27 protein-coding genes, 2 tRNA genes and 2 pseudogenes are annotated in these 23,999 nt (G+C 69.2%); 11 read left to right on the forward strand and 20 right to left on the reverse strand.

What is annotated here, in order from left to right:
* Window positions 1-25 precede the first annotated feature (25 nt).
* Window positions 26-835: a divisome protein SepX/GlpR gene (gene sepX / locus ACZ6DT_RS21915; protein ID WP_465598148.1), complete on the forward strand. Its 810-nt coding sequence runs from the start codon at window positions 26-28 to the stop codon at window positions 833-835.
* Between the two features lie 70 nt (window positions 836-905).
* A tRNA-Ala gene (locus tag ACZ6DT_RS21920) sits at window positions 906-978 on the forward strand.
* Window positions 979-1,065: 87 nt separating this feature from the next.
* On the opposite strand, the gene ACZ6DT_RS21925 is transcribed toward ACZ6DT_RS21920, so the two are convergent.
* Entirely contained in the window at window positions 1,066-1,320 is a 255-nt protein-coding gene (locus ACZ6DT_RS21925) for a helix-turn-helix transcriptional regulator (RefSeq protein WP_465598151.1), read from the reverse strand.
* A 341-nt stretch (window positions 1,321-1,661) separates the two neighbouring features.
* Here ACZ6DT_RS21925 and ACZ6DT_RS21930 point away from each other — a divergent pair, with 341 nt between their 5' ends.
* Window positions 1,662-2,303, forward strand: a complete 642-nt coding sequence (locus tag ACZ6DT_RS21930) for a hypothetical protein (RefSeq protein WP_465598154.1) — start codon at window positions 1,662-1,664, stop codon at window positions 2,301-2,303.
* Window positions 2,304-2,412: 109 nt separating this feature from the next.
* Window positions 2,413-2,964 (forward strand): hypothetical protein, encoded by a 552-nt coding sequence (locus ACZ6DT_RS21935; RefSeq protein WP_465598157.1) that lies wholly within the window; start codon window positions 2,413-2,415, stop codon window positions 2,962-2,964.
* Window positions 2,965-2,997: 33 nt separating this feature from the next.
* Here the strand turns inward: ACZ6DT_RS21935 and ACZ6DT_RS21940 are convergent, their stop codons facing one another.
* The gene (locus ACZ6DT_RS21940) at window positions 2,998-3,432 is read right to left on the reverse strand and encodes a hypothetical protein (RefSeq protein WP_465598159.1); all 435 of its coding nucleotides are present in this window, start codon (window positions 3,430-3,432) and stop codon (window positions 2,998-3,000) included.
* Between the two features lie 219 nt (window positions 3,433-3,651).
* Entirely contained in the window at window positions 3,652-4,812 is a 1,161-nt protein-coding gene (locus tag ACZ6DT_RS21945) for an MFS transporter (RefSeq protein WP_465598162.1), read from the reverse strand.
* Window positions 4,813-4,889: 77 nt separating this feature from the next.
* Between ACZ6DT_RS21945 and ACZ6DT_RS21950 the strand changes: the two genes are divergently transcribed.
* Window positions 4,890-5,447, forward strand: a complete 558-nt coding sequence (locus ACZ6DT_RS21950) for a helix-turn-helix domain-containing protein (RefSeq protein WP_465598165.1) — start codon at window positions 4,890-4,892, stop codon at window positions 5,445-5,447.
* Between the two features lie 2 nt (window positions 5,448-5,449).
* Here the strand turns inward: ACZ6DT_RS21950 and ACZ6DT_RS21955 are convergent, their stop codons facing one another.
* The 5 genes from ACZ6DT_RS21955 to ACZ6DT_RS21975 all read right to left on the reverse strand — a co-directional run bounded on the left by ACZ6DT_RS21955 (window position 5,450) and on the right by ACZ6DT_RS21975 (window position 9,692).
* Window positions 5,450-5,857, reverse strand: a complete 408-nt coding sequence (locus ACZ6DT_RS21955; protein ID WP_465598167.1) for a VOC family protein — start codon at window positions 5,855-5,857, stop codon at window positions 5,450-5,452.
* Between the two features lie 10 nt (window positions 5,858-5,867).
* A complete protein-coding gene (locus tag ACZ6DT_RS21960; RefSeq protein ID WP_465598170.1) occupies window positions 5,868-7,259 on the reverse strand; it encodes a pyridoxal phosphate-dependent decarboxylase family protein in 1,392 nt (463 codons plus the stop codon).
* A gap of 29 nt (window positions 7,260-7,288) precedes the next feature.
* The gene (locus tag ACZ6DT_RS21965) at window positions 7,289-7,729 is read right to left on the reverse strand and encodes a DUF6463 family protein (RefSeq protein ID WP_465598173.1); all 441 of its coding nucleotides are present in this window, start codon (window positions 7,727-7,729) and stop codon (window positions 7,289-7,291) included.
* A gap of 80 nt (window positions 7,730-7,809) precedes the next feature.
* The gene (locus ACZ6DT_RS21970) at window positions 7,810-8,454 is read right to left on the reverse strand and encodes a response regulator (RefSeq protein WP_465598176.1); all 645 of its coding nucleotides are present in this window, start codon (window positions 8,452-8,454) and stop codon (window positions 7,810-7,812) included.
* Window positions 8,451-9,692, reverse strand: a complete 1,242-nt coding sequence (locus ACZ6DT_RS21975; protein ID WP_465598179.1) for a sensor histidine kinase — start codon at window positions 9,690-9,692, stop codon at window positions 8,451-8,453. Before ACZ6DT_RS21975 ends, ACZ6DT_RS21970 begins: the two co-directional genes overlap by 4 nt.
* Before the next feature lie 169 nt (window positions 9,693-9,861).
* On the opposite strand from ACZ6DT_RS21975, the gene ACZ6DT_RS21980 reads away from it, so the two are divergent.
* The 3 genes from ACZ6DT_RS21980 to mscL all read left to right on the forward strand — a co-directional run bounded on the left by ACZ6DT_RS21980 (window position 9,862) and on the right by mscL (window position 11,429).
* Entirely contained in the window at window positions 9,862-10,173 is a 312-nt protein-coding gene (locus tag ACZ6DT_RS21980) for an FmdB family zinc ribbon protein (RefSeq protein WP_465598182.1), read from the forward strand.
* Window positions 10,174-10,289: 116 nt separating this feature from the next.
* Window positions 10,290-10,931 carry an SAF domain-containing protein gene (locus tag ACZ6DT_RS21985; protein ID WP_465598185.1) on the forward strand — a complete coding sequence of 214 codons (642 nt, stop codon included), beginning with the start codon at window positions 10,290-10,292 and terminating at the stop codon, window positions 10,929-10,931.
* A 93-nt stretch (window positions 10,932-11,024) separates the two neighbouring features.
* Window positions 11,025-11,429: a large-conductance mechanosensitive channel protein MscL gene (mscL, locus tag ACZ6DT_RS21990; protein ID WP_465598189.1), complete on the forward strand. Its 405-nt coding sequence runs from the start codon at window positions 11,025-11,027 to the stop codon at window positions 11,427-11,429.
* 6 nt (window positions 11,430-11,435) lie between these two features.
* On the opposite strand, the gene ACZ6DT_RS21995 is transcribed toward mscL, so the two are convergent.
* Window positions 11,436-11,624 carry a hypothetical protein gene (locus tag ACZ6DT_RS21995; RefSeq protein ID WP_465598192.1) on the reverse strand — a complete coding sequence of 63 codons (189 nt, stop codon included), beginning with the start codon at window positions 11,622-11,624 and terminating at the stop codon, window positions 11,436-11,438.
* Window positions 11,625-11,711: 87 nt separating this feature from the next.
* Complete coding sequence (locus ACZ6DT_RS22000) at window positions 11,712-12,212, reverse strand: MogA/MoaB family molybdenum cofactor biosynthesis protein (protein ID WP_005155592.1); 501 nt, start codon at window positions 12,210-12,212, stop codon at window positions 11,712-11,714.
* Between the two features lie 128 nt (window positions 12,213-12,340).
* Between ACZ6DT_RS22000 and ACZ6DT_RS22005 the strand changes: the two are divergent.
* Window positions 12,341-13,290: pseudogene (locus ACZ6DT_RS22005) on the forward strand (NAD-dependent epimerase/dehydratase family protein).
* Between the two features lie 72 nt (window positions 13,291-13,362).
* Window positions 13,363-14,166, forward strand: a complete 804-nt coding sequence (locus ACZ6DT_RS22010; protein ID WP_465598195.1) for an MBL fold metallo-hydrolase — start codon at window positions 13,363-13,365, stop codon at window positions 14,164-14,166.
* Between the two features lie 142 nt (window positions 14,167-14,308).
* Here ACZ6DT_RS22010 and ACZ6DT_RS22015 read toward each other — a convergent pair whose 3' ends face one another.
* From ACZ6DT_RS22015 to ACZ6DT_RS22060, 10 genes and pseudogenes are all read right to left on the reverse strand, one after another.
* Entirely contained in the window at window positions 14,309-15,358 is a 1,050-nt protein-coding gene (locus ACZ6DT_RS22015; RefSeq protein ID WP_465598198.1) for a sensor histidine kinase, read from the reverse strand.
* Window positions 15,355-16,053 carry a response regulator transcription factor gene (locus ACZ6DT_RS22020; RefSeq protein ID WP_465598201.1) on the reverse strand — a complete coding sequence of 233 codons (699 nt, stop codon included), beginning with the start codon at window positions 16,051-16,053 and terminating at the stop codon, window positions 15,355-15,357. The genes ACZ6DT_RS22015 and ACZ6DT_RS22020 overlap by 4 nt, the downstream gene beginning before the upstream one ends.
* A gap of 186 nt (window positions 16,054-16,239) precedes the next feature.
* Window positions 16,240-16,696 (reverse strand): annotated as a pseudogene (locus tag ACZ6DT_RS22025) (hypothetical protein); the annotation flags it as partial.
* A 224-nt stretch (window positions 16,697-16,920) separates the two neighbouring features.
* On the reverse strand, window positions 16,921-18,339 hold the full coding sequence (locus ACZ6DT_RS22030) for a S1C family serine protease (RefSeq protein ID WP_465598204.1): 1,419 nt from the start codon (window positions 18,337-18,339) through the stop codon (window positions 16,921-16,923).
* A 116-nt stretch (window positions 18,340-18,455) separates the two neighbouring features.
* A complete protein-coding gene (locus ACZ6DT_RS22035) occupies window positions 18,456-19,256 on the reverse strand; it encodes a DeoR/GlpR family DNA-binding transcription regulator (RefSeq protein WP_465598650.1) in 801 nt (266 codons plus the stop codon).
* 179 nt (window positions 19,257-19,435) lie between these two features.
* Complete coding sequence (gene lspA, locus ACZ6DT_RS22040; protein ID WP_465598207.1) at window positions 19,436-19,954, reverse strand: signal peptidase II; 519 nt, start codon at window positions 19,952-19,954, stop codon at window positions 19,436-19,438.
* 22 nt (window positions 19,955-19,976) lie between these two features.
* A complete protein-coding gene (locus ACZ6DT_RS22045) occupies window positions 19,977-21,401 on the reverse strand; it encodes a HAMP domain-containing sensor histidine kinase (RefSeq protein WP_465598210.1) in 1,425 nt (474 codons plus the stop codon).
* Window positions 21,398-22,090 carry a response regulator transcription factor gene (locus ACZ6DT_RS22050; protein ID WP_020631674.1) on the reverse strand — a complete coding sequence of 231 codons (693 nt, stop codon included), beginning with the start codon at window positions 22,088-22,090 and terminating at the stop codon, window positions 21,398-21,400. Before ACZ6DT_RS22050 ends, ACZ6DT_RS22045 begins: the two co-directional genes overlap by 4 nt.
* A gap of 85 nt (window positions 22,091-22,175) precedes the next feature.
* The gene (locus tag ACZ6DT_RS22055; RefSeq protein WP_465598214.1) at window positions 22,176-22,790 is read right to left on the reverse strand and encodes a trimeric intracellular cation channel family protein; all 615 of its coding nucleotides are present in this window, start codon (window positions 22,788-22,790) and stop codon (window positions 22,176-22,178) included.
* Entirely contained in the window at window positions 22,790-23,443 is a 654-nt protein-coding gene (locus tag ACZ6DT_RS22060; RefSeq protein ID WP_034305786.1) for a response regulator, read from the reverse strand. The genes ACZ6DT_RS22055 and ACZ6DT_RS22060 overlap by 1 nt, the downstream gene beginning before the upstream one ends.
* Before the next feature lie 367 nt (window positions 23,444-23,810).
* Between ACZ6DT_RS22060 and ACZ6DT_RS22065 the strand changes: the two genes are divergently transcribed.
* Window positions 23,811-23,883, forward strand: a tRNA-Arg gene (locus tag ACZ6DT_RS22065).
* Window positions 23,884-23,999: the final 116 nt, after the last annotated feature.

Consider the following 23,999-nt stretch of genomic DNA (forward strand, 5'->3'; position numbering starts at 1 on the left):
AGTGGATCGGGGGAGGTGACGGGAGATGCCCAGTTCGGTGATCATCGTCGCGCTCGCAGCGGCATGGCTCGTCGTTCTCGTGCCCATGGTCGCCCGCAAGCGCCAGCAGGTCGCACGGACGACGGACTCGGCCTTGGCGGCGCGAGTCGTGCGGAGTGGGAGCACACGCCACGAGGGACCGGAGGAGTTCGCGATGGCGGAGAACACGGAACCATCGGTAGAAGACGACCTGGCCGAACTCGAGGCGGAGCTCGACGCCGACCTCGAAGACGAGGAGCCGGAAGCCGAACCGCTTCCCCAGCCCTCGCACACGGCCCGTCCCGAAAGAGAACGCCAAAGCGCCGGCTACCGGCCCGGCCGGGGCGGATTCGACCCGGAAGCGGCGGACATGGCCGCGCGCGCCAAATACGTGTTCCGGCAACGGGTCGTCATCGCTTTGCTGGTGCTGGTCGTCACCACCGCGGCCGTCGCCGGTTTCCTGACTCCGACGGTCTGGTGGGCCAACGGTGTCGTCGACGCCGTCCTCATCGGCTACCTCGCCTACCTGCGCCGCCAGGTCCGCATCGAAAACGAGATCCGGCAGCGCCGCCTCGCCCGCTTCAACAACACCCGCGCCCCGCGCCGCCCGGCGATCGCCGACGACGAATCCCGCGAATCCCGCGAGGACGTCGAGGTCGCCACCGCCGAACGCCCGGCGGTCGTGGAGCGCAAACCGTCCCCGATGTCCCGCCTCCGGCGCCAAGCCGTCGTCGTCGACCTCGACGACGAGGACCCGGCTTTCCACGAGCTCGACGAGCCCGGAACCAGCCCTTTCCGCCGGGCCGCCGGAGAGTGACCCCCGGTTTTGGGGCTCCATGAGCCACTGATAGGCTCATGGAGCTTCAAATGAGGGGCAAGCTTCACCAGGGGCTGTAGCGCAGTTGGTAGCGCGTCTCGTTCGCATCGAGAAGGTCAGGGGTTCGATTCCCCTCAGCTCCACCGCAGCAAAAAGGCCCTTCCCAGGGAATCGGGAAGGGCCTTTTTGCTGTCCGTACAGCAGCAGAGCACAGCAGCAGCTCATCGCCATCATCGTCCCGCACGGCCTTCACGGACGGCGGGAACAGAGACTGCCGCATCGATCAGCGATTCGTGTTCGACCGGGTCCAAGGACAGCGCGTCGGCCACCCGGCGGACCGACATCAGCTGCGGGTTGCGGTGCCTGCCGGTTTCCCATCGGCGTATCGTCCGCTCCGACAACCCGGATTCGTCGGCCAATTCCTTCTGCGTCATCGTTCTTCGCTCACGATATCGTCGCACTATCTCACCGAATTTATTGATCACGATTCCGCGGCCCCTCCCGCGTTCGATTGCCTAGGCCCCCATCATCGACAATAGCGCAGATGCCGATCGTCCCCCGGCGGCCGGACATAGATGGCCGGTGTTGCCCACTGGCCACAACCACGAGGCCGAGGGCAGTATGGACGTTGCCGCTCGCGACTCGGGGGAAGGGTCCTGCGGTCGAAATCCAAGGGGCTCACCCTTCCCTCGCCGCGCATAGGGCAACAGAAATATGAGGTCCTGTTGCATCGAAGACGGCCGGCATTGTCTTCGATCATTTCGTCATGCGGTGAAGTATCGCATCGGGGATGTGCCGATTTCGCGACAACAAGAGATGGGGAGAAATGAAAGCAAAAGCCAAGCGGTTTGTTCAGGCGGCCGCGGCCGCTCTCGGTGCCGCCGGTGTCAGTGCGCTGACCCTCGTCGCTCCTGCCGGGGCCTCGACGACCGCAACCGGCGGCTCGACCGGTCAGACGCACGAGCTGCGGCGTGGCATGTATGTGGCGGGATTCAACGAAGAGGTCGCCAAGGCCAACGGCTACAAGATCGTCACTCATGCCGACGGCGACCGGCAGTCCGTCCCTGTCGACCCTGCTTCCCGGCTGCCCAAAAGCCCCATTCTGAGCCAGACTCCCACTGCGAACGCCAGCCCGGAGAACTCGGACTACGACAGAGTGCAGGGCAATTGCGGCGTCTCTTGGATCGCCGTCAGACAGACCGGGCCCAGCAACGTCCAGGTCGCGAGTGGCTTCGGGGTCTATACCGGGACCATCGGCCATAGCTGGACGGTGGCGCTGAGCGATGCCAACGGCACATCCCATCAGAGCGCACCGAGCAGACCGACCAATGGGAGCTTTGCCTGGACCTGGTCCAACCTGTACCAGCGTTCCTACACCTTCGATCACGTGAGCAGCGGCGTGGCACAGCTCGTCGACGGCACCGTCTGTTACTCCGGCCGTCCGTCCGTCTCGATCAGCGGACTGTAGGGCGCTCGAACCGATGACGACGGGCGGGAATCCGCGTCAACCGGATTGCCGCCCGTCCACGCCCCAAAATCCCCAGCTACCGACTCGGCTCCGAAGGTACCGTGACCATATGCACACTGCCGCCTGGCAGGGACCACCCAACGACATACTGGGCCATCCCGCACCGATCGAACAGTTCGTCGTCAGGACGGACGACACAGTCGTCGCACTACAGCACGCCCTTGCCTTTCGCGAAGGCTGCTGTTTCACCTTGCAGTTGGCCGTCCGGCGGGGTTCAGTGGATGAGACGGCCTGGAAAGGTTTGACTGACAGACATGCCACCAGAGGGTTCCCTCCGGAGCCGACCGATGCCGATCTGAAGTTCGGCGTCAGCTTTCCTGACGGCTCGAAGGCCACCACGGTCGGCAATACCTTCCACGGCTGGCCGAATCCCGCCGATCGACCGGAATCTCCCAGGCTCGTCGACGCGGGCGGCGGATTCAGCAGCGACGACCGGTATTACCGGAGCGACCACCATCTTTGGCTTTGGCCACTTCCACCGCCCGCCCCCTTCGACTTCGTCATCGAGTGGCAGAAAATGGGCATCGGCGCCACCGCTACGACAATCGATGGAACTGCCATCGTCCGCGCGGCGGAACAGGCCCGACCGTACTGGCCGTGACTCGTCGGCGACCGGTTCCAGCCCACGGACGGATCACCTCGCGGCGATCGCCAAGGCGGCCGCGAAAAGCGTGTACGAAGCCAGCAACCTGGTACCCGAAAAACTCAACGCGCCGCCGGCGGAACGCCCCAGCAACTGCCCGACGCATTCCGCGGTGATGACGGCGGTCGCCAGTTCCGCGGCGGTGAAACCGCTCGAGTCCGCAGTCGTGGCTCTGAGGTACAGGCCCGGATAGGCGAGTCCGACACCGATTCCGGCGACGGTCCAGGCGACGAGAGCTGCGGCGAACGAGCCGCCGACGGCAAGGGCGGCGGTGCCGGGGGCGGTCAGACTCAAGCCCACGACGGGAAAGCGCGCCGAGGTGAACTCGGCGGCCGCCAGGCTGGTCACCGCCCAGCCGAGCGGGGCGGCGCTCAGAACGATCGCCGCCTGCCCGAGGCTCACCTGGAATCCGCTCGTCAGGAGCACGGTGATCAGGCTGTCCGCGGTTCGTCGACTTCGAAGGCCAGTTCGCATCGGCCCACGTCGTCGCCGAACGACCGGCATCCCGCCCCCGGCGGGCATTTCGACCTATCCGCCCGGGTGCGACACCGGCCCGACCCGCAGGCCGAGTACCTCGTAGAACCGCGTCATGGCCCGACGTCCGAGCTGTACCGGGTTTGGCGACCTGGGCCATCCAGCAAGCAACTAGCAAGTGAGCATGCGGTCCTGCGAGCGATCGCGGAGCATTAGCGGGATCGTGGCCAGCGCCAGTGCGGCGCCGATCCACGGGATGGCGGTCAGCGAAGCCCCCAGGTTCAGCGCCCCGGCGGCGAAGGCCGGAGTGAGGCTGATGCCCAGCTGGAAAGCCGAGACCGTGGTCGCGCCGGCGAGGGTCGGGGCGGAAGAGGCGATGGTGAACACCCGCCCGTAGAGCGCCGGATTGAGCACGAAGGCCGCGACTCCCAGCAGGAACACCGTAGGCACGACAACCCAGGCTGAAGCAGCGAAGAGGGCGAGCAGCGCCGAAAAGACCGTGATGCCGACGGCGCCGCCGAGCAGCGCGTGGTGCGGGCGGCTGTCGGAGATCCGGCCGCCGAGGGACAGGCCGGCGAAGGCGCCGATCCCGAAGAGCGCGAGCACCGCGGGGATCCAGACCGCCGGAAGGACGTCCGCCAGCATCGCCGCCAGGTAGTTGAAGGACACCATGTACGCGGCGGTGCTCAGGATCGTGATCGCGTAGATGCCCCAGAGGCGTGGCGACCGCATGGCGAGCAGCTCTCCCGAAAGGCTCGGCGCGGCGGACGCGGTGGCGGGCAGGCCGACGGCGCACGCGACCACGCCCAGCACGGTGAGCAGCACGACGCCCCAAAAGCCGCCGGTCCAGTCCGTGAGGTTGCTCAGCAGGGTGCCCGTCGGCCCTCCGGCCACCATGGCGACGCTGAGTCCGGCGACGACGACGCCGGAGGCGCGGGCGTTGCGGTCGGGAGTCACCAGGCTGATCGCGGTCACGGCCGCGACGGCGAAGAAACCGGCGTAGGCGAGACCGGCGACGAACCTGGTGACCAGCAGGATCCAGTAGTCGCCGGCGAGCAGGCCGGTCGCGATGGCGGCGGCGAAGACGGCCTGCGTGGTCATCAATGCCGTTCGCCGCGGCCACTTCAAGCTCAGCACGGCGAACGGCGGACCGCCCAGCACGACGCCGAGGGCGAACGCGGTGATGAGCGCGCCCGCGGACGACAGGGAGACGCCGAGATCCGCGGCGGCCGAAGGCAGGACCCCGGCCATCAGGAACTCGGCGCTCCCCATCGCGAACAGACTGAAAGCAAGGAGATAGACCCCGAGGGGGAGGCGCTTGGTCTCGATCATGGCGCCAGCATCGGCGGCTTCTGGCTGTTTCGGCAAAGAACTTTGCCGGAACCGGGACAAGCTGCTGTGCTGGCGAGATGGAGAGCGACCCCACCGTCACCGCGGCGATCGAATCGATCGCGCCCCGGCTGCGCCGTGCCCGGGAAAAGAAGGGCACGACGCTGATGGAGCTCAGCCGCGCCACCGGCATCTCCACCAGCACCCTGTCCCGGCTCGAATCCGGACAACGCAAGCCGAGTCTCGAACTGCTGCTGCCGGTGATCGCCGCGCTGGGCCTGCGCGTCGACGAGATCGTCTCGTCACCGAGAGTGCTCGAACCGCCCTCGGACGGCCGCGTCCTCATCCCGCTCACGCGGCACGAGAACGGGCCCCGTGCCTACAAGATGACGATCCCGGCGGGCGACGACGAGCCCCGCCCGCGAACGCACGCCGGCCGCGAATGGCTTTACGTGCTGCGGGGCAGGCTCCGGCTCGTACTCGGCGACCAGGACGTCGTGCTCGGTCCCGGCGAGGCCGCCGAGTTCGACTGCCGGACGCCGCATTGGTTCGGCGCCACCGGCCGCGGGCGAGTCGAGGTGCTCAGCCTGTTCGGCAAGCAGGGTGAACGGGTCCACGTCCGCGCCCGCACCCGGTGATGTCAGTGCCTTTGCTGGATGCGGATCAGGTTCCCGGACGGGTCGCGGACGGCGCCGTCACGCAGGCCGTACGGCTGGTCGGTGGGTTCCTGGATGACCTCGGCGCCCGCCTCCTGGAGATGTTTGAAGAGGCCGTCGAGGTCGTCGGAGGAGAACAGGATGCTCGCGTAGGTGCCCTTGGCCATCATCTCGCCGATGACGCGGCGCTCGTCCTCGGTGATGCCCGGGTCGACGGCAGGCGGGTGCAGCACGATCGACACGGGCTGCCCCGGCGGGCCGACGGTGATCCAGCGCATGCCCTCGTAGCCGACGTCGTTGCGCACCTCGAAGCCGAGGGTGTCGCGGTAGAACGCCAGCGCGGCTTCGGGGTCGGTCTGCGGGAGGAAGCTCCCGTGAATGGCGATGTCCATGACGGTCACGCTAGGTGAGACCGGTTCGCGGCGCTTCTCGATTCCTGATCGCCTCTCTCGCCGCCAGGATCGCGGCGACACCGCGGTCGACGTCGGCTTCGGTGGTGCTCCAGTTGGACACGGAGATGCGCATCAGACGCCTCCCGTGCCAGGTGGTCGCGCCCATCCAGCACTCGCCGGACCGCTGGACGGCTTCGACGACCCTGTCCGTTTCGTCGCCGAAGCTGACGAGGACTTGGTTCAGCACCACGTCGTTCACCACGGTGATGCCTTCGCTCGCTTCGAGTTTCTCGGCGAACCTCCTGGCCAGCGCGCAGCATCGTTCGACCAGCTCGGCGATCCCCGTGCGGCCCAGTTCGCTGAGCGCCGCCCACGTGGCGAATCCTCGCGCCCGGCGGGAGGACTCCGGAACGAAGTCGCTCGGCGCTCTCACCCCGCCATCTCCCTGGCCTGTCAGGTAAGCGGCGGTGAGCGCCATCGCGGCCCGGTGTGATTCGGGATGGGCGCAGAAGGCGTAACCGCTGTCGTAGGGGACGTTGAGCCACTTGTGCCCGTCGACCGCCCACGAGTCGGCCGTTTCCAAGCCCGCGGTCAGCCGCCTGAGGGAGGGAGCGGCGGCCGCCCAGAGCCCGAACGCGCCGTCGACGTGGACCCAGGCTCCGTGCCGGTGGGCGATCTCCGCTGCGGCGGCGAAGTCGTCGAACGCGCCGGTGTTCACGTTTCCGGCTTGGAGGCAAACGATTGCGGGTCCGTCGAGCGTTCGCTCGAGATCGGCGATGTCGATGGCACCCTGGCCGTCCGCGCGGACCGGCCGGACCGCGTCGGTGCCCAGGCCGAGCAAGCGGAGGGACCGGTCGATCGTCGCGTGCCGCTCCTCACTGGCGACGACCGGCAGCGGCGGCGCCCCGTGCAACCCGCGGCGCTCGACGTCCCACCCGGCCCGCGCCAGGACGTGCTGCCGGGCGGCGGCGAGGCCGACCGTGTTCGCGCCCTGCCCGCCGGTCACGAAACCGTACGAGGCGCCGGACGGCAGACCGAGGACGTCCTTGAGCCATTCGCCCGCCACCTCCTCGACGATCGCGGCGGCGGGCGAGGTGATCTTGTTGAACGCGGGCTGGTCCCAGCCGGTCGCCAGCATGTCGGCCGCCGTCGCGGCGTCCAACGCGCCACCGGTGACGAAACCGAAGTACCGCGGCCCGGTGTTCGCCACCAGCGCCGGCTCGACCGCGTCGGCCAGCCGACGGATCACGTCGGCGGGCGCGGCGGGTTTCTCGGGCAGGTCACCGAGCTTCTCCCGGACGCCCGTCGTGTCGTCGGGGAAGACCGGGACGTCGGCGACGCTTTCGCGGTAACGGGTGACACGGGCGGCGACGTCGGCCAGCAGATCCCGCAACTCGATCATTCGTTCATGATTCCACGACCGCTGCCGTGCTAGTTCTTCCTGAGCCAGGCACCGGCCAGGAACAGAGCACCGATGAGCAACAGGATGATCGTTCCGCCGTCGAAACCGCCCAGCAGTCCGAGCAGGACCGCCCACGCGACGACGCCCGAGCCCAGCCAGCCGGGCACGCGTTCGCCGCGCCGGGTAAGCCGGACCACCAGCGCGCCGAGCAGAAGCAGCGGCACCCCGAAACTCCCCGGGCTGAACCAGAACGCCTCGGCCATGGGGAGCCGGTCGGGCGAAGGGTCCAGCGTGACCGTGTTGAAGAATCCTTCGTCGAAGATCCGCGCCCAGACTTCCTGGCGCATCAAAGCGGCGACGACGGTGTGGAAGACGCCACCGGACAGCGCGAGAATCCCGCCCCAGGTGGCCGGGTCGCGCCACCGGACACGGGTGGTGGTCGCTTCGGGGGTTGTGTCGATTGTCTGCATGCGGACCAGGCTGCTCGCCGGCTCGACGGGAAGCCTCGGCCTGAGGTCGTCGGCCACTCCACCGAAATGATGAGATCGGCTCAGCTCGGACGCACGAGTCCGTTCTCGTACGCGAAGATCACCGCCTGCACCCGGTCGCGGACCCCGAGCTTGGCGAGGACGTGACCGACGTGCGTTTTCACCGTGGCTTCGGAGAGGAAGAGCCGCTTCGCGGTCTCGGCGTTGGAGTATCCCTGCGCGATCTCCAGCAACACGTCGCGTTCGCGCGCGGTGAGCCGCTTCAGCAGCGGAGACGTTTCGCGTGCGACCGCGAGCTGGTCGAGCATGCGGCGGGTCGTGGAGCGCGCGATCACGGCGTCGCCGGCATGGACGGCGCGGATGGCGTGCAGCACTTCGTCGGCCGACGCGTCCTTGAGCAGGAACCCGCTCGCCCCGGCGCGCAGGCCGGCGATGGCGTATTCGTCGAGGTCGAACGTCGTCAGCAGGATCACTTTGGGCGCGTTCTCTCGGGCAGCGACCACTCCGGTGGCCTCGACCCCGTCCATCCGCGGCATCTGGACGTCCATCAGCACGACGTCGACCCGTGTCTCGGCGAGCTTCGCGACCGCCTCCACACCGTCGGCGGCCTGGACGACGATCCGGATGTCGTCGGTCGCGTCGACGACCATGGCCAAACCGGTCCGGACCAGTTCCTGGTCGTCGACAAGTGCGACGTCGATCGTCATCTCGAAGCTCCTTGTTCGCCGACGCGGAACTCCGCGCGCACCCTGAAACCGCCGTCGACGGGACCGGCCTCGAAAGTACCGCCCGCGGCTCGCACGCGTTCCCGGACACCGTTCAGGCCGGCACCCGTGCCGGGGAGCGGCGGCCGCTCGCCGGCGCCGGCTCCGTCGTCCTCCACGACGAACGCCGACGCGTGTGGGGTGTGCGTGATCGTGACGGTGACACCCGTGCGCGGGCCCGCGTGCTTGACGCTGTTGGTCAAGCCCTCCTGGACGAGCCGGTACGCCGCCACGGCCGCGCTCGCCGTCAGCGCGTCGGGCCGTCCCTGTTCGGCCAGCCGGACATCGACGCCCGTCGCGCGGACCCGCTCCACCAAGGCCGGGATTCCGGCGAGCGAAGGCCGCGCCTCTGGGGACTCGGCCTCCCGCAACACCCGCAGCGTGCCCCGCATATCGGCCAGTGCCTCGCGGGCGGTCCCGGCGATGACGGAGAGCGCCTGTGCCGCGCGGTCCGGTGATTTGGCGGCGATGGCGGAGCCCCCTTCGGCCTGACGCACGATGACCGCGAGTGAATGGGCGACGATGTCGTGCATGTCGCGGGCGATCCGCTGTCGTTCGCCTGCCGCGGCGCGCTCGGCGGTTTCCGCGGCCTCGTCGGCGAGGCGTCGCCGCCGGTCGAACCGGAAACGGCCGACGGCCCAGGTGCCTGCCACCGCCGCGACCAGGGCGAGAACGGCCAGCAGCAGCGTGAGCCACCCCGCGGGGAGCGCGCCGTAGGCCGTCGCCGTCCGAGCGGTGCACAGCAACGCTCCGAGCACGCTGACCCCGAGGGCGAGCAGGCTCTCCCGCAACGACCGGTGCGCGGCGACGGCGTACAGGAGCACCAGGTAGGCCGCCGACGCCGGGAGAAAGAACAGCGGGATCTCCATGCTGTCGCCCGCACTCGCCAGCCCCAGTGACGCGGGCCGGACCACCGTGTTCGGCAGCGCGACGATCACCGCCATCGCGAGTCCGGCGGAGAGGAACGCGGCTTCGGTGGCGATCCGCCGCGACGCGACGGCGGCGAGCACCGCGAACCCGCAAAGACCCGCCACCCACAGCACCCAGGCCGGGGAGTCGGCCACCAGGAGGATGTCGAGCGAAGGCGGCCCCAGCAGCGCGGCGACGGCCAGGGCGAAAAGGACGTCCACAACGCCCGGGTGTGTCCGCGTCCACCGGTCCACGCGGTCGGTCCACGTCACGGCCACGATCGTAGACATTGCTCCCGGCGCGGTACAGCCGCGGAACAGAGGGCGTGACCAGGCCATCATGTGACCTTGGGAAACCTTGTTTGACCTGCGCCGGAATGCCCCGGTACCGTGTTGTGTTAGCACTCTTGTCGGCTGAGTGCCAGTGCACGAAGGAGCAGCAGTGCCCACCTACCAGTACGCCTGCAAGGAATGCGACCACGCTTTCGAGGCCGTGCAGTCGTTCTCCGACGCGAGTTTGACCGTGTGCCCGCAGTGCTCGGGTTCGCTTCGCAAGGTCTTCAGCTCGGTCGGCGTGGTCTTCAAGGGCAGCGGTTTCTACCGCACCGATTCGCGCGATTCGAAGGCCGGCACGACCTCGGCCCCGGCCAAGGCCGAGACCAAGTCGGAGTCGAAGACCGAGTCGAAGTCGGAGACCAAGAGCGCGGCATCCTCCTCCACGAGTACGACGAAAACGGCCGCCGCCGCTTCCTGACGTCCCGAGTTGTCCACAGGCCCCCGGTTATCCACAGCCGGGGGTTTTCGTTCTTTCCAGGGCATCGCACCGGCCCCTAACGTCGAGATCATCACCGATCGACGAGGGGGAATCCCGTGTTCCACACGCTGCCCGTCCTGCGAAGACTCCACGGCAGGCCCGCGCGGTTGCTCCGCCGCTGGCTCGCCCTGTCCCTGCTGCTCAGTGGCCTGCTCGTGCTGGTCCTGCCCGCGTCCGCCCGCGGCACGCCCGGCACCGCGACCGTGGTCTCCGCTCGTGACCTCCCGGCCGGGACAGTGCTGCGCGCCGGGGATCTCAAGCTCGTCGACCTTCCGGACGACGTCCGTCCACAAGGCGCCATGGGCCGGCCCGACTCGGCGGAGGGGCGGATGCTCGTCGGCGCGGCACGGGCGGGTGAACCACTGACGGACGTCCGGCTGTTGGACGCGGCCATCCCCGGACCGGGTGATCCCGAGAGTTCGACCGTCCCGGTGAGGCTCGCCGACGCCGGGGTCGCGGAACTGCTCAGGCCGGGTCAGCGAGTCGACGTCGTCGCGGCCGCCGAAGCCGGGCGCGAAGCGTCTGTGCTGGCCGACATGGCTGTCGTGGCGGCGGTCGGCGAGCAGCGCGACCGCGATCCGAAGACCTCCGTCGCCGGGAGCAAGGGACCTTTGGTGCTGCTTTCCCTGCCCTCCGCGATCGCGACACGGGTCGCGGCCACCTCGCTGGAACGGTCCATAACGGTTACCCTCCGCTAGCTCGCGCCCTGCCTTGTGGAGGCGGGCGCCCGCGTCCCCCGGTATCGGAAAAGGGACGGTCGGCGAACCGTCCCAGGTAAAGAGGAGAGCGTCTTGATCAAGGGCTTCAAGGACTTCCTGATGCGCGGGAACGTCGTCGACCTCGCGGTCGCGGTGGTCATCGGCGCCGCGTTCACGGCGATCGTCACGGCCTTCACGAACGGCCTGGTCAAACCGCTGATCAACACCATCGGCGGGTCGGACGCCGCCAAGGGGCTGGGGTTCAACATCCTCGCCGAGAACGACGCCACGTTCCTCGACTTCGGCGGCGTGATCAACGCGGCGATCAACTTCCTGCTGGTCGCGGCCGTCGTCTACTTCGTGATCGTGCTGCCGGTCAAGCACGTCCAAGAGCGGCGCAAGCGCGGCGAAGAGGCGGGACCCTCGGAGCCGACCGACGTCGAACTGCTCACCGAGATCCGCGACCTGCTGCGCGCGCAGCAGAACCGCGCGAGCTGATCCGGATCACCGGTCGTGATGAGGCGGCCGGTTCTCCAGGAACCACGAGTCGGAGTCCGGGCGACGCTGCCCCGGCTCTCGCTCGTCGGAGGTCGTATCCGGCAGGACGTCGCCGAAGATCTCGTCGACCCGGCGCTGTTTCTCCGCGCGAGAGGCCGCCGCGGCGGGGCGCTTGTCCTCGTCTTCACCTGGCATGACGACCATTTTCGCACCGGTCGCGGGGTACGCCGGCCGGTGGGACGCGGGCGAAGTCCGCGAGAAGGCCGGGCCGCTGGCCGAGAACTAGGCCTCTTCGAGACCCGACAGCTCGTCGATCACGTACGGCACCAGCGACGAGAGCGTCGCCATGCCGTCGCGGACGGCCGCGCGTGAACCCGCGAGGTTGACCACCAGCGTGCTGCCGGAGACGCCGACGAGTCCGCGTGAGATGCCCGCGTCCACCGCGCCGGCGGCGAGACCGGACGCGCGCAGTGCCTCACCGATGCCCGGGATCGGGCGGTCGAGCACACCGGCCGTCGCGTCCGGCGTGCGGTCGCGCGGGGAGACCCCGGTGCCGCCGACGGTGATCACCAGGTCGGCGCCGCCGATCACCGCGGTGTTGAGCGCGTTGCGGATCGCGGCCGTCTCGGCTTCGACCACCACGACACCGTCGACGATGAACCCGGCCTCTTCGAGCAGCTCCGTGACCAGCGGTCCCGTGTTGTCCTCGTGTTCGCCGTGGGCGACCCTGTCGTCCACGATGACCACCAGTGCGCGGCCCAGCCGTTGTGCGCTCCGTTCCATAGGCACACCGTATCCGGTTTCGGCTGATCTTCGCTCCCGTGGTGCCGCGGGCCACGAGTTGTGACGATTCCCTGACGTGAGCCGGGGATCCGGCGCCGCGGTCGCGGATCGCCCCAAGCGTCGGGCAGGTGCGAACACTGGTAACCGGCGGGGCCGGGTTCATCGGCTCCCGCATCGCCGATCTGCTGTCCGATCAAGGTCATGAGGTCGTCGTCCTCGACAATCTCCTGCGCACCGCCCACGGTTCGTCGCGCCCGCCCGGGTACACCGGCCGCCACCGGTTCCTGCGGGGCGACGTCACCGACTCGGAACCGGTCGCCGAGTTGCTGGACGGCGTCGACGCGGTCTGTCACCAGGCGGCCGTCGTAGGGCACGGCGTCGATCCGTCCGACGCCCCGTCGTACGCGCTGAACAACGACTACGGGACAGCCGTGCTGCTGGCCGGGATGCACCGGGCCTGGGTCCGGAAACTGGTGCTCGCCTCGTCGATGGCCGTCTACGGCGAGGGTCGCTACGCCTGCCCCGGCCACGGGATCGTCCCGCCGTCGCCACGGAAACAGTCCGATGTGGACGCCGGCCGCTTCGAACCAACGTGCGCGGCATGCGGCGCGCAACTCGAGTGGCGGCTCGTCCCGGAGGACGCTCCCCTGCGGCCGCGAAGCACCTACGCCGCACCAAGCTCGCGCAGGAACATCTGGGGGCGGCGGGCCCGGCAAACCGGCGGGACGGTCTGGGCGATGCGCTACCACAACGTCTACGGGCCCCGGATGCCGCAGAACACCCCGTACGCGGGCGTCGCGTCGCTGTTCCGATCCTCGCTTCTACGCGGCGAGGCACCGATCGTGCTGGAGGACGGCGCGCAGTAGCGCGACTTCGTACACGTCCACGACGTGGCGAGGGCGAACGTCCTGGCGCTGCGCCGAAAATCGTCGGCGGCGCCCGTCCCGCCGACGTCCGGCACGTCGTCGCCGACCCCGCCCGCGCCGAACGGTTGCTCGGCTTCACCGCGCGGACCGGTTTCGCCGAGGGCATCGCCGGTTTCCCCACCACTGAGCTGCGGGAACCGGTCGGTCCCTGAAACCGGGAACAGACCCGGCCCCCGCCGGGTTGTCGTTCCCGGCAACGAGAATCGACTTATTTGGGGGCTTTGGTGAGCATCACCGTCGGAGACATCGAGATCGAAGCGCTCGGGGACGGCCTGATCAGGCTGCCGCTCCCGTTCTTTCCCGGTCTCGACCCCGAAGCCCACCCGGACGTCTTCGACGAGGACGGCACCGTGCACGTCCCCACCGGCGCGTACCTGATCCGCGGCAACGGCCGCACGATCCTCGTCGACACCGGCCTCGGCCCGCGCGAATTCGCCTTCCCGCCGGGGATGACGCCCGCCAAGGGCGACCCCACCCCGCCGATGGGCACGGGCGGCGACCTCGCGGCCGCGCTGGACAAGACAGGCTGCCCCATCGACGAGATCGACACCGTCTTCCTCACCCACCTGCACAACGACCACATCGGCTGGATCGCCCCCGAAGGCGACCTGACCTTCCCGGGCGCTCACGTCGTCTTCGGGCAACTGGACTGGGACGCCCTCATCGCGCCCGCCGGGACGGGCGAATGGAGCCGTGTCGGCATGGAGACCGCCCGCGGGGCGGGGCTGACCGAGGCGATCAGCGGCGACGACGTCGAGATCGCGCCCGGGATCGTGGCGCGGCACGCCCCCGGTCACACGCCCGGCCATTACGTCCTCGACATCACCGCGGACGACGAGCGCCTGCTGTTGCTCGGCGACGTCCTGCACACGCCCGCCCAGCTGACGGACACGCGGGTGAGCTTCCTCGGCGACGTCGACCCGGATCTCGCGCTCCGCACGCGGCAGCGTTTCCTCGCCGAAGCGAAAGAGACCGGCGCGATCATCGCGCCGGCCCATTTCCCGGACATGGGTTTCCTGCGGCTCTGAGCTACTTTCCGCAGAGCACCTTGTCGGTGAGCAGCTGATCCGCCTTGTAGTAGGCCTGCCCCCGGTCGGCCTCGGAGTCCCCGTAGGTCATGGACAGCTCGTAGGTCCTGCTGCCATCCGGGGTGACACGCCACTGACACGCTCAGGGCATGGCCAGCGGCAGCCGGACTTCGAACCGGCAGCCGGGCCCGTGGTTGCGGACGCCGATGCGGCCCCGATGGGCTTCGACGAGGCCTCTCGCGATCGCCAGCCCGAGTCCGCCGCCGCTCGCCAGCCCGCCGCGTTCGGGGGTGCGCGCCGTCGTCCCGCGGAACGCGACGTCGAAGACCCGGCCGATCTCGTCGTCGGGGATCCCGCCGCAGCCGTCGGAGACCGCCAGCAGCGCCTCACCGCCTTCGATGCCGATCTGGACCGCGACCGTTCCGTCCGGCGGGGTGTGCCGCACCGCGTTGGACACCAGGTTGCGCACGATCCGCGCCAGTTCCGGATCGCTGCCGGAGACGACCGGCCACACGTCGGCGTATTCGATCATCCGCACGCGTTTCTGCTCGGCGAGCGGCACCTGCGCGGCGACGGCGTCGCTCACGACGTCGCGCAGCGGCACGGCGGCCATGGTCAGCTGCAGCGCGCCCGCGGTGATCCGTGAGAGTTCGAACAGGTCGCCGACCATGCCGGACAGCCGCATGGTCTCGCCACTGATCCGCCGCGCGTAGCCGGTGATTTCGACCGGTTCGGCGACGACGCCGTCCGCGACCGCCTCGGCCATCGCCTGGATCCCGGCCAGCGGACTCCGCAGATCGTGGCTGATCCACGCGACCAGTTCGCGCCGCGACGCCTCGGCCGCGCGCTCCCGTTCCCGCGCTTCCCGTTCCCAGACGCTGCGGCGCGCGATCGCGCGGCCGAGCACGAGCGCCGCGGGCACGGTCACCAGCGCGACCAGCAGGCAGACCAGCGTCATCGTGGTCAGCGCGGGGGTGAACATGAACCCGCTGATCCCGAGAACCGCGATCAGTGTCGCGAGAACCGGGATCAGCACCAGGATCGTCATCGTGCTGGCCAGCGAACCGCGCCTGAGCAGGTACAGCGCCAAGCCGCCGAGCAGCACCACCGGCAACGCGAACATGAGCGCGAACGGCAGGATGTGCCAAACGTGCGCCAGCATCTCCCCGAACGACTCACCGGAGCCGATCATCGCCGCACCGGGTCATACCGGTAGCCGACACCCCAGACGGTGGCGACGCGGACGGGTTTCGCGGGGTTCTTCTCGATCTTCTCCCGCAACCGTCTCACGTGGACGGTCACTGTGGACTGATCACCGAAGTCCCACCCCCAGACCTTCTCCAGGAGATCGGCGCGGGAGAACGCCACCCCGGGATGGGTGAGGAAGAACGCGAGCAGGTCGAATTCCCGGCTCGTCAAGGGAAGTTCGGTGCCACCGAGGGCCGCCTGCCGGGCGCTCATCTGCAACGCGAGGTCGCCGTCGGTGAGCACGCGTGCCGCCGGTTCGGGCCGCGGCATCCGCGCCCGCCGCAGGACCGACGCCACGCGCAACGCGAGTTCCTTGGGGCTGAACGGTTTCGTGACGTAGTCGTCGGCGCCGAGCTGGAGCCCGGCGATGCGGTTCTCCTCCTCGCCGAGCGCGGTCAGCATCACCACCGGCACCTGGCTCACCTGCCGCAGGCGGCGGCACACCTCGAGTCCGTTGAGGCCCGGCATCATGACGTCGAGGACCACGAGATCCGGCCCGGTCGCGGAGAACAGCCGCAACCCCTCGGCGCCGTCCCCGGCGACGTCGACGTCGAAACCCGCGACCTCCAGATACCGCCGGACGACGTCCCGCACGGTCTCGTCGTCGTCGACCACGAGTACGCGGCCCTGCTCTGTCATACCGTCCACCTCATCGTCTGCCAGTGAACCCGCGGCCGCGATCGACGTCGGCAGGCCGCTGCCTGCTCGACCGACTCACGTCGGGTTGCAAGGGCGCCCTGCCACCGCGATAGCGAGGCCTTCGGCCGGGCGGGTTCACGCGTATCGTCACCTTTCCGAATTCGTCACAGCTCCGCCAACAGGTACTCACCAGCTCGTCAGCACCAGATGGTTCACCACCAGCGCCGTCGCCGCCGACGCGGCGAGCCACCACCGCCGTCCCTTCGACGGCAGCAATGCCACCGCTGGCAGCGGCCACACCTCGAACGGTAGCCAGATGCGTTCGACCTCCGCCTTCGACAGGCCGGACAGGTCGGCGAAAGCGATCGCCAGTACCGCGGCCGCCACGATCAGCGTGACCGACTCGCGGAACGACCATTTCGGCTCGGCGAGGAACTCCGCGCCCGCCCGCCGTGTCCCCGGCGAGCACGGCCGGGCCGATCGCGATCGGCAGGCCGCAGGAGAGAAAGAGCCCGAACCCGAGCAGCAAACCGCCAGGGAGCGCGAGGATCCGCCGCCGCGTGGTGAGCGCCGGCAGCGCGATCCCGGTCGCGGTGACACCCGCGAAGAGACCGTCGGCGGACACACCGATCCAGATCGCGCCCCTGGCCTGCACGACGCCGACACGCTGACCGGACTGCTTGTCAGCCTCGCGGTCGTCTGGCTCGGCGTGCTCGTGGCTGTGTTCTTCCGCCGGAAAGCGCGTAAAAAGGGCCACGCGCGACCGGGATTGGCAGCCGGTCGCGCGTGGCCTCTGGTTCCGGCCCGCTGGGGGTTCGAGCCGGGGTTTGGTCTCGGCCGCGCACGGCGGCCGAGCGTTGGGGAGTGCTAGTTCGGCGTGACCGGCTGGCCGCCGAGGGTCACCTCGATCACCTTGCCGTCGGCGAGAGCGAACTTGACCTTGTCGTTCGGTGCCCTGGTGCGGATCTCGGCGACGAGCGCGTCCGCGTTGGGGATCGACCGGTCGTCCAGCTTCGTCACGACGTCACCGGATTTGAGGCCCGCCTTCTCCGCGGGGCTGCCCGGCGAGATCTCACCGAGCTGAGCGCCGCCTGTCGGCGCGGTCTGCACCCGTGCGCCGATGAAGGTCTGCTTCGCCTGGCCGGTGTTGATGATGTCGTCGGCGGTGCGGCGTGCCTGGTCGATCGGGATCGCGAAGCCGATACCGACGTTGCCGCCGCTCTCGCCACCCTGGCCCTGCGCGGACTTCGGGCTGTAGATCGCCGAGTTGATGCCGATGACCTGGCCCGCCATGTTCGCGAGCGGGCCGCCGGAGTTACCCGGGTTGATCGCCGCGTCGGTCTGCACCGCCGACATCACCGTGGTCTGATCGCCGCCGCCTCCGGCGCTCACCGGCCGGTTCAGCGCGCTGACGATGCCCGAGGTGACCGTGCCCGTGAGTTCGAACGGCGAGCCGATGGCGACCACCGGCTGCCCGACCCGCAGGTCGTCGGACCGGCCGAGCTCCACCGGGGTCAGGCCGCCGACGCCGCTGACCTTCACCACGGCGATGTCCGTCGTGGGGTCGCGGCCGACGACGGTCGCCGTGCCCTTCTTGCCGTCCTGGAACACCGCCTGGATCTGCCCGCCACCGGCGGCGACCTCGACGACGTGGTTGTTGGTCAGCACGTAGCCGTCGGTGCTGAGCACGAAGCCGGAGCCCTCGCCCGCACCCGACCGTCCGGACACCTGGAGCTCGACCACACTCGGCGACAGCTTCTGCGCCACCGCCTCGACCGAACCGGCGGGCAGGTTGCCGGTCTGCTGGGCGGGCTTCGGCGCGTCGAGCGCGTTCACCGAGGAGCCGCCGGACGCGTCACCGGTCAGATAGCCGACCGTGCCGCCCGCGACCCCGCCGACGACCAGCGCGATCGCCGCGACACCGGCGAGCAGCTTGCCCGAAGTGGACTTCGAGGCCTGGCGCTGCTGCGGGACCGCGTACACCGACGGGCCCGGCTGGGTGTACGACGTCTGGTGGCCCGGGACCTGGTGGCCCTGGGTGTATTGGCCCTGTGTCTGGTGCTCCTGCTGCGCCTGAGCGTGCGGTGACCACGGGTTGTACTGCTGTTCCGGGGTGTAGGCCTGCTGCGCTCCGGTGTGCGGAGTGGCGTGGCCGCCGAGGCCGGTCGCGTCAGTCTGGCGCGGGGCGGGCTGCGCCGCCCAGCTCGCGCTCTGCTCCGCGTCCGGCTGAGCGCCGGCGGGCCGCGCCTTCTCGGCGTCCTGGCCGCTGGGGTCGTTCTCGGTCATGTCTTCACCTTGCGGGATGGTCCTGAGAAGATCCTGAGCCAAAGCTGTGCATCGCACATGAGTATGGCCCCGTCAGCGGTCGGCGCGCAGCTTGTCCGCGTGTCCCGGCGTCTTCTTCACGCTTCTTCGGCCTCAGCCGTCTCCGCCGTTTCGGCGATCATCACCTCACCCGCCTGGTCGGCGAGCGTTTCCCTTGCGCTGTCGGGCAAACCGTCGTCCGAGACGACGACGTCGGCCTCTTCGAGCCCGGCGATGGTGGAGATGCCGACGATGCCCCATTTCGTGTGGTCGGCTAGCACGACCAGCTTGCGGCCCGCTTCGACCAGCGCGCGGTCGGTCTCGGATTCGGTGAGGTTCGGCGTGGTGAAACCGGGGCCGTCGGCCATCCCGTGCACGCCGAGGAAGACGACGTCCAGGTGCAGCGACCGCAGGCTCTGCACGGCGACCGGCCCGACCAGCGCGTCCGACGGGGTGCGGACGCCGCCGGTGAGGACCACCGTGCGATCCGGCTGGTTCGCGCTACGCAGCACGTCGGCGACCCGGATGGAGTTCGTGACGATCGTCAGGCCGGGGACCTCGTCGAGTGCCCTGGCCAGCGTCCACGTGGTGGTGCCCGCGGAGACGCCGATCGCGGTGCCCGGCCGGACCAGCCCGGCGGCGAGGGCGGCGATGGCCTCCTTCTGCGCGCGCTGGCGCACCGATTTGGCCTCGAAACCGGGTTCGTCGGTGCTCTTGCCGACGACGGAGGTGGCGCCGCCGTAGACCTTCTCGACCAGCCCCCGGCTCGCGAGCACATCGAGGTCGCGGCGCACCGTCATATCCGAAACGCCGAGCTTCGCGACGAGATCGCTGACCCGGACCGCCCCGGTCCGGCGTGCCTCCTCGAGGATCACCGCCTGACGCTGCCGCGCGAGCACGAAGCCTCCCTGGATCAACTACACAAAATCCTACACGATCAAACATGGCGCGACGAGCCGATTCTCCTGCCACCATGAGGCCATGGCCAGGCTTCGCGACGTCGTCTTTTCCTTGCGCGTGCGTCCCGAAGACGGGCTTGTCGTGCTCGCGGATCCGGAAGGGAACGAGTTCTGCCTTATTACTCCTTCGCCGTCTCCTTGACGCCGTCGATCGGGACGCCGCGGAAACTCAGCACGAAAAGCGAGACGGCGCCGAAGAACAACGCGATGTCGGCGACGTTCCCGACGAACCAGCCGTTGTAGTCGATGAAGTCCACGACGTGACCGCGCGCGAAACCGGGTTCGCGGAACAGACGGTCTCCCAGATGCGTCGTCGCGCCGCCGAGCAACAGCCCGAGCGAGATCGCCCAGCCCGCCGAACGGACGTTGCGCGAGATCCACAGCAACGCGACCACCGCCGCCGCGGCCAGGATCGCGAAGATCCAGGTGGATCCGGCGCCCAGCGAAAACGCCGCGCCCGGGTTGTAGAGCAGCCGGAACCGGATGAAGTCACCGATCACCGGGATCGGCGCGCGATCGGTGAGGGCGTCGACGGCCCACCATTTGGTCAGCTGGTCGGCCATCAGCAGCACCGCGGCCACCAGCAGGGTCCACAGCAGACGGCGGGGCGGCGGCTCAGGCGCGTTCTCGGTGCTCATCACCCGTCAGAGTAATCACCCCTCAGGCAGGGGCTCCCGGGAGCCGCAGGGTCATCAGCGCGCCGCCCGCGGAAGCTCGTCCCGCGTAGACGTCGCCGCCGTGCCGCTGCGCCGCGTGCTGGACGATGGCAAGGCCGAGCCCCGAACCGGGCAGCGTCCGCGCCTCCGACGAGCGGTAGAAGCGGTCGAACACCTTCGGCAGGTCCTCGTCGGCGATCCCCGGCCCCGAGTCCTCGACTTCGAGCACCGCGGTGCCGTCGCCGACGGGGTACAGCCGGACCCCGACCGTCGAACCCTCCGGCGAGAACTTCACCGCGTTGTCCAGCAGGTTCAGCACCGCGCGTTCCAGCGCGCTGGAGTCGCCGGTCAGCACCCACGGCTGGAGCGAGACGTCGAACTCGATCTCACCCGCGCGGCGGCGCGCCCTGTCGAGCGCGCGCTCGACGACGTCGACCATCTCGACCCGTTCGTGCTCGATCCGCGGCTCGTCCTGGCGCGCGAGTTCGACGAGGTCGCCGATCAGCTGGGTCAGCTCGTCGAGCTGACCGCGGATGTCGGCCTCGATGTCACTGCGGTCCTCGTCGGACAGCGTCCGCGCCCCCGGCCTGCTCGCCGAAAGCAGCAGCTCCAGGTTCGTGCGGAGCGACGTCAGCGGGGTCCGGAGTTCGTGCCCGGCGTCGGCGACGAGCTGCCGCTGCCGTTCCTGCGATTCGGCGACCGTGCCCAGCATCGTGTTGAAACTCTGGGTGAGACGGGCGAGTTCGTCGTCGCCGCTGACCGGGATCGGCCGCAGGTCACCCGTGGTGGCGACGCGTTCCGCCGCCGACGTCAGCCTGTCGACCGGCCTCAAGCCGGCTCTCGCGACGGCCGTCCCCGCGGCCGCGGCGACCAGGATCCCGGCGCCGCCGATCAGGAACAGGACCACCGAAAGCTCGTTCAAGGTGCGCTTGGTCGGGCCGAGCGACTGGGCGAGCACCATCGCCTGCCCGGCCCCTTGCGGAAGGGCGACGACCCGGCTGTCGGTCTTCGGGTCGGTGCGCAGGGAGAACGCCTTGTCCCCGGTGGCCACCGCGATCTCGTCCTCGCCGTACGGCGGGCGGCTGCCGGACTGCGGATAGGTCAGCCGGACCTTCTCCCCGACCGTCAGCTGGCCGATCTGCAGGTCCGCGCTGGCGAGGAAGGCGCCGGGAACCTGCTGCAGTTCGGTCTGCACCTGTGGCGAGTCGACCGCGGCGTTCGCGCGGGCGAGCAGGTTGTCGTCCACCTGCTGGTAGAGGTTGTCGCGCACGACGAGGTACGCGCCGAGCGACACCAACGCCACCGCCCCCGCCACCGAAGCGGCCGCGAGCAACGTCACCCGGCCGCGGAGCGAGAAGCGCCGCGTGCTCCAGCGGTCGCCGCGCGGGTCCTTTTCGGACACGTCGACGACCGGCACCGCGTCCGTCACGGCGGGGTTTCCCTCAGCACGTAACCCACTCCCCGCACCGTGTGGATCAGCCTCGGTTCGTTCCCAGCCTCGGTCTTTCGGCGCAAGTAGCCGACGTAGACCTCCAGCGCGTTGCCCGACGTCGGGAAGTCGTATCCCCATACCTCCTCCAGGATCCGGCTGCGGGTCAGAACGTGCTTCGGATAGGAGAGGAACAGCTCCAGCAGCGCGAATTCGGTCCTGGTGAGACTGATCTCCCTGCCCGCCCGGCGCACTTCGCGCGTCCCCGGGTCCAAGGTGAGGTCCGCGAACGAGAGGATCTCGGCGTTCTGTCCGGCCTGCGGATCCGGGATGGCCCGGCGCAGAAGCGCGCGAAGGCGAGCGAGAAGCTCTTCGAGCGCGAAGGGTTTCGGCAGGTAATCGTCGGCGCCGGCGTCGAGGCCGGACACCCGGTCGGACACGGTGTCCCGCGCCGTCAGCACGAGAATGGGCAGGTCATCACCGGTGCTTCGCAAGCGTCGAGCGACCTCCAGGCCGTCGAGCCGCGGCATCATCACGTCGAGGACCATCGCGTCGGGTCTGTTGGCGATGATCGCTTCCAGGGCCTGCGCGCCGTCCCCGGCAAGTTCGACCTGGTAGCCGTTGAACTCAAGGGATCGCCTGAGTGATTCACGGACGGCCCTGTCGTCGTCCACTACGAGGATGCGCATGGCGACAGTCTTACGCAGAGTGCTGAGACTCGCCTAAGAACACACACAGAACCAACAAAGGAAATCCGGCGATCCAGAAGACGTTTCAGCCGGTCTCGGGCCCTTTCGCAACGGGCGCGTTCCATCTGCGCCACAAAGCGAGCATCCGGACCGCCACCACCGCCGCGGCTGCTACGGCCGTCACCGGCCCCGGCGGCAGTCGCAGAGCGTGACCGATCACGACGAGCACGGCCCCCGCCAGCGCGGCGACCGCGTAGATCTCCTTCCGCAGCACGAGCGGGATTTCCCGCAGGAGGAGATCACGCACCGCGCCACCACCGATACCCGTCGTCATCCCGATCAGGCACGCCGCGTAGGGAGTCGCGCCCGCGTTCAACGCGATCGTGGTCCCAGCCGTCGCGAACACGCCGAGCCCGAGCGCGTCGGCCAGCAGCACGGCGCGCCGCAACTTCGCGATCTGCGGGTGGAAGACGAACACGACCAGCGCCGTCCCGCCGCAGACCGCGAGATACGGCCAAGTCCGCAGGCTCGTGGGCGGCGTGATCCCGAGCAGGACGTCACGGATGATCCCGCCGCCGAGCGCGGTCGTGAGCCCGACGACGACCACCCCGAAGACGTCCAACCGGGACCGCACCGCCGCGAGCGCCCCCGAAGCCGCGAACGCGATCAAGCCGAGGAACTCGAGCGCGGTGAGGATCATTACTGGTCGAGCAGGCCACCGCGGTAGGCCAGCAGCGCGGCCTGCACCCGGTTCGCCGCGCCGATCTTGGACAGGACGGCCGAGACGTAACCCTTGACCGTGGCCTCGGACAGGTGAAGGCGTCCGCCGATCTCCGCGTTGGACAGCCCCTGCCCGATCAACCCGACCACCTCACGCTCCCGGTCGGACAGCGACGCGAGCAGCTTGCGCGCCGGCTGCGCGGCCCGCTGCTCGTCCCGATGCGACTGGACCATGCGCGCCGCGACCCCGGGATCCAGCACCGCGCCACCCCTGGCGAGATCCCTCACCGCCCGGAGGAGCGCCGCCGGATCGATGTCCTTGAGCAGGAAGCCGTTGGCCCCGAGCCTGAGCGCGAGACTGACGTAGTCGTCGATGTCGAACGTGGTCAACATGGCCACGGTCGGCGGATCCGGCAGGGCGAGAATGGCCCTCAGCGCGCGAATGCCGTCGTCAGGCGCCCGCATCTTGATGTCGAGCAACGCGACGTCAGGGTGGTACCGCCGGGCGACCTCGACCGCTGATCTCCCGTCGCTCGCCTCGCCCACGATCTCGATGTCGGCAGCGCCCGACATCATGGCACGCAGGCCCGAACGGACCAGTTCCTCGTCGTCGGCGAACATGAGCTTGATCAACGAAGCCCTCCGGCAGCCGGGGGAGCGGCGTCTCGCGTCCCGTTAACGAAGATTACCTACTGTTGTTCAGGGTTTCGAAACCAGACACGTACGAGTGACCCGCATGGGTCATCTGTGTCGATCTAGGTGTCGATTCAGACCCTGATTTGCTGGTGGAGAGTGTCGCCGCTCCTGGGCGGATCCGCAGGTCGAGTGTCACTAGACGGCCAGTGTCTCTCCTGGGCGCGACCCCACGCGGCTCATGTGCAACCGCCGTTCGGGCCATTCGGGGCCTTCACCGGGCTGGCGGCTTGGTCTGCTTGGGAGTGACTCCGCCCTCCCGTGCTCCTTCGCGTAGCTACGCGGTAGGCTGCGCGTGGCAGTACATGCCCTCGTAGCTCAGGGGATAGAGCACCGCTCTCCTAAAGCGGGTGTCGCAGGTTCGAATCCTGCCGGGGGCACACCGAGGACGGATACGGGTCAGATGTCGGGCATGGCATTCTCCTTGTTCTGGCGTGTTGCATTTTCGCGGTTCAAGCCGTTGTCACGATCAAGCGGCCACAGTCGTCGTGAGATG

This window comes from Amycolatopsis sp. NPDC041971 (genome assembly GCF_055588925.1).

Coding starts and splice junctions, on each gene's coding strand:
- ACZ6DT_RS22015 (WP_465598198.1), bottom strand. CDS start 15,358: ATGATCGGCTCCGGTGAGTCGTTCGGGGAGATGCTGGCGCACGTTTGG.
- ACZ6DT_RS22020 (WP_465598201.1), bottom strand. CDS start 16,053: ATGACAGAGCAGGGCCGCGTACTCGTGGTCGACGACGACGAGACCGTG.
- lspA (WP_465598207.1), bottom strand. CDS start 19,954: ATGAGCACCGAGAACGCGCCTGAGCCGCCGCCCCGCCGTCTGCTGTGG.
- ACZ6DT_RS21965 (WP_465598173.1), bottom strand. CDS start 7,729: ATGCAGACAATCGACACAACCCCCGAAGCGACCACCACCCGTGTCCGG.
- ACZ6DT_RS22050 (WP_020631674.1), bottom strand. CDS start 22,090: ATGCGCATCCTCGTAGTGGACGACGACAGGGCCGTCCGTGAATCACTC.
- ACZ6DT_RS21995 (WP_465598192.1), bottom strand. CDS start 11,624: ATGCCAGGTGAAGACGAGGACAAGCGCCCCGCCGCGGCGGCCTCTCGC.
- ACZ6DT_RS22055 (WP_465598214.1), bottom strand. CDS start 22,790: ATGATCCTCACCGCGCTCGAGTTCCTCGGCTTGATCGCGTTCGCGGCT.
- ACZ6DT_RS21945 (WP_465598162.1), bottom strand. CDS start 4,812: ATGATCGAGACCAAGCGCCTCCCCCTCGGGGTCTATCTCCTTGCTTTC.
- sepX (WP_465598148.1), top strand. CDS start 26: ATGCCCAGTTCGGTGATCATCGTCGCGCTCGCAGCGGCATGGCTCGTC.
- ACZ6DT_RS21955 (WP_465598167.1), bottom strand. CDS start 5,857: ATGGACATCGCCATTCACGGGAGCTTCCTCCCGCAGACCGACCCCGAA.
- ACZ6DT_RS22030 (WP_465598204.1), bottom strand. CDS start 18,339: ATGACCGAGAACGACCCCAGCGGCCAGGACGCCGAGAAGGCGCGGCCC.
- ACZ6DT_RS21935 (WP_465598157.1), top strand. CDS start 2,413: ATGCACACTGCCGCCTGGCAGGGACCACCCAACGACATACTGGGCCAT.
- ACZ6DT_RS21950 (WP_465598165.1), top strand. CDS start 4,890: ATGGAGAGCGACCCCACCGTCACCGCGGCGATCGAATCGATCGCGCCC.
- ACZ6DT_RS21960 (WP_465598170.1), bottom strand. CDS start 7,259: ATGATCGAGTTGCGGGATCTGCTGGCCGACGTCGCCGCCCGTGTCACC.
- ACZ6DT_RS22000 (WP_005155592.1), bottom strand. CDS start 12,212: ATGGAACGGAGCGCACAACGGCTGGGCCGCGCACTGGTGGTCATCGTG.
- ACZ6DT_RS21930 (WP_465598154.1), top strand. CDS start 1,662: ATGAAAGCAAAAGCCAAGCGGTTTGTTCAGGCGGCCGCGGCCGCTCTC.
- ACZ6DT_RS21970 (WP_465598176.1), bottom strand. CDS start 8,454: ATGACGATCGACGTCGCACTTGTCGACGACCAGGAACTGGTCCGGACC.